Origin of the sequence: Siphonobacter sp. BAB-5385 (assembly GCF_002261125.1) — a bacterium.
Classification (GTDB): domain Bacteria; phylum Bacteroidota; class Bacteroidia; order Cytophagales; family Spirosomataceae; genus Siphonobacter.
In genome coordinates this window covers 1-586 of sequence record NZ_NMPS01000138.1, presented here as the reverse complement: position 1 = coordinate 586, position 586 = coordinate 1, and the positions used below count along the sequence as shown (strand labels likewise).

At 29.5% G+C, this 586-nt stretch carries 1 protein-coding gene; it reads left to right on the top strand.

Annotated elements, in window-relative coordinates; genetic code table 11:
- The coding region (locus BWI93_RS27810; protein ID WP_176454214.1) for a hypothetical protein at nt 1–584 on the top strand (584 nt) is incomplete at its 5' end.
- Nucleotides 585–586 lie beyond the last annotated feature (2 nt).

Sequence of the window (586 nt, the reverse complement as noted above, 5' to 3'; positions counted from 1 at the left end):
AAATAACTAAAGATCAGATTGATGCAGTAAATGAAAATATTGTTAAGCTAATGGCAACTAATTCTGTTGAAATTCCTGAACAGAGTGATGTATTAGTAAGCCATCCTGAAAAGCCATCTTTAAATGATCTTATAAAACAGTCTAGTACATACATTTATTTAAACATACAATTGCCTAATTATCTTTCAATAATGAAATTTCTTGAACAAGAAAGGTTACCTATAGAAGATACATTTGGACATGACAAAGTTGATCTAGGATTACTATCATTTGGTATAGAGGTTGATGTAAATATTCTTAAATTATTAATAAATAATGTACATGCTCTCGGAATACGTTACATTAAAACAGTAGGAACACCAAATGTAAGCGGTCCACAAGCTTTAAATGTTGTAGATATAGAAAGTAGAAGCATATATATAGGCTCTTATAATTACCAAGCAGAGGGTAATAAAAGAAAAAAGATGGTTAACCTAAATGAGTTCTTCATTGAATTAATCAATAGTTGTAAAAGCACTCAGGAAATCACAGATTTAGTTGATCAGAATGAAACATATTACTCCGCGTACATAAGTGCTAAATAGAA